This is a genomic window from Flavobacterium sp. (assembly GCF_044371705.1).
In the GTDB taxonomy this organism is placed as follows: Bacteria; Bacteroidota; Bacteroidia; order Flavobacteriales; family Flavobacteriaceae; genus Flavobacterium.
The window spans coordinates 1-2,643 of the sequence record NZ_JBILTE010000269.1; the positions used below are offsets into that span (position 1 = coordinate 1).

The 2,643-nt window shown below is 37.3% G+C and carries 3 protein-coding genes; all 3 read right to left on the reverse strand.

Annotation, left to right across the window (positions count from 1 at the left end):
• Positions 1–1,255, reverse strand: a 1,255-nt coding sequence (locus ACIQ2S_RS12820; protein WP_396176612.1) for a TolC family protein, incomplete at its 3' end; no start/stop codon positions are given.
• A 265-nt stretch (positions 1,256–1,520) separates the two neighbouring features.
• Entirely contained in the window at positions 1,521–1,616 is a 96-nt protein-coding gene (locus ACIQ2S_RS12825; RefSeq protein WP_396176616.1) for a hypothetical protein, read from the reverse strand.
• A gap of 126 nt (positions 1,617–1,742) precedes the next feature.
• On the reverse strand, positions 1,743–2,643 hold a 901-nt coding region (locus tag ACIQ2S_RS12830; protein WP_396176614.1), incomplete at its 5' end, for a DUF3365 domain-containing protein.

Below are 2,643 nucleotides of genomic sequence, written 5' to 3' on the forward strand. Positions count from 1 at the left end.
AATACTCCAATTCCTTCTGAGCCATTTGCGTTTCTGTTAGCAATAAATCGGATGTTTTTTCTAATCCTTGTGTGAATCGGTTTTGACGGATGCGGTAACTTTCTTCTGTTTGTTCAAATGCCAGTTTGGTCACATTCACTTTATTTTCGGCATCTATCAGTTGACGTGATGCTTTGTTAAGTTCCAACTGACTTTGTTTTTTGTATTGTTCGGTTTCCACTTCCGCTTTTTGGAATTCTACTTTTGATTTTTCCAGTTTACCTATGGATTTGTACCCATCAAATAAATCCCACGATAATTGGGCTCCTAACGTATAACCGCTAGCTCCAAATTGCATGAATTGCGTATCGTAAATTTCATACGATCCGAAAGCATTCAATCGAGGTAAAAAACTCATTTTACCTGATCGCATCATGCTTTTATAGGCTTCCGACGATTTTTCCATCGCTACTAAATCCTTACGAGAGGCAGGCAAAAGTACATTGATGGTTTCCGGCTGCATCTCATTCTCTAAGGTTTCTATAGGTTTATAAACACCTCCATTAGTATCTTCGTTTAAAAGAAACGCCAGATAATCCGACGCATTTTTTACAGCACTTTTGGCATACTGCAATTGGTTGGCAATTTCACCAACTCGAACTTGCACGGAAAGTAAATCCGTTTTTTGTAACATTCCCTGCTTAAAGTAATTTTCTACCAACTTTAAATTTGCTTGCGACGTTTGATTGGCTTTTTCTAAAACTCCAACCGCTTTGTATGCCATTTGTAGTTGCATAAACGACTTGCTCACTTCTAATTCCAAATACTCCTTTGTGCGTTCGGTTTGCAATTGATACGCTTCCATTTTTGCTTTAGCAGCTTTGCGTTCAAAAATGCCATCGGCATTAATAATCGGTTGTAAAATTTCGAAACGGGTGGCATAATTTTGCGTCTGCTCCGGATTATTTAGCAAGTCCGGATTAAAATCGGAAGCCGTTAAGATTTCCTGATTTAATTTAGAACCAAAAGCTGTTAATGGATTAGTAGTTGTCAAAGCACTATTTGACGCAGTTATACTTGGCAAGAAAAGAGCATTGGACTGCCGGTAATCGGAACGAGCCGACTCAAATGATTTTTCAGCAATTTTTAATTGCAGATTTTGGTCCGATAGTTTTTGCACTAAATCTACTTTAGAAATCTGAATAGTATCTTGACTATACAAAGCCAATGAAAGTAAAAGACTTCCTGAAAAAATAATTGTTTTGATTCGTTTCATGTTATTGTATCTGAATTATGAGGCAAATTTAAATCGCAAAAAATGCTCAGGAAGTAACAAATGTTACAGTGTAACATAGGTCACAAAAAAACAAGCACTTCTTTTCAGAAATGCTTGCTCACTAACCAAAAAACTATCATCAAAACCTCCAGATGATGATATTACGATCGGGTGTTTATATTCGCCCTAATTAACGCACTGATTTATTAATAGCTCCTGCCAAAAAAAAGGAAATTATTGAAGCATGGATTGAAAAATACTGCCATTATTCCTTCTTTTTAGGAGATGTAACAAACATATTGAACAACAAACCTCCCATTACACCTCCATACAAGGTACTGTTTAAAGGATTAGATGTAATGGCACAAGTGCCGGAATTACAACCTACAAAATGATAGTACGCAGCCTGCCAGTAAGCCTACAATTACGCCAACTGCCGTTAAAATCAGTGCTTTTTTATTCATTATTTTTGTCTTTAAACGATCTCTTATTTCTTTTCAAAAGTAATACTCCAAATGCCTCTCACTTCATTTTCGCCATAACCCACGGCCAAATCATTTGGATATAATTTGAGTATTTGTTTGGTAACCTCCGGTTTCACTTGTGTTCCATGGCATTGCAAACACATGGTATTGGTTGGTATAGGATAATAAAATTGCACCTGATTTCCTTTGTCAATCACAATAGGTTTTGATTCTTTTTTATTCACTACATCGGCTTTAAATTGCTCGATATATTGCAGTTCTTCTGCATTAGCTTTGTTAGCAGGGTTTCTGTTTTTATCAGAAACGCGTCTGATTTTTGCATTATAATACGTTGACATGCTATCGGTTAATGGAATGGCCTGCACATTACAAAATTCCATCGCATGCATTGTTCCTTTTGATTGAATGGCACCCATCAGGTTTTTACCTAAAACTGCTTTGGTAGCTAAGGCATATTCTAATCCAATTTCTTCGTAGGTTTTTGGTTTTTCAGCAACTACTAACTTTTTACCACTTTGCAACCACTCCCCTTTTCCCTTTCTTTTTCCTTGTCCGTTGCCGCTATTTTCCCAATGTTCTTTAAACCAGGAAGGTTCTTCAATTTGGTACTCATACATATAATTGGCAATTTTTTGCACGACGCCTTCCGGAAAGACTTGTTTGGGCATGACGTTAAATCGGTCCACCGCACCATACATAATGGCATTATCTGTTGTTGGGTTTTCTACAAATTGTGTGATGTGTGAAACAAATTCCTCCTTTGTAGCATTATTCATCAAGTAACGAGCTTTGATAGCAACCATGGGTGGAGCAATACGACCTTCGGTTTCAGAAGCTGTTGGACTGTGACAGATGTAGCAATGAGTTGCCATCAATTGTTGGGCTTCTTGAGCTTCTACTTCC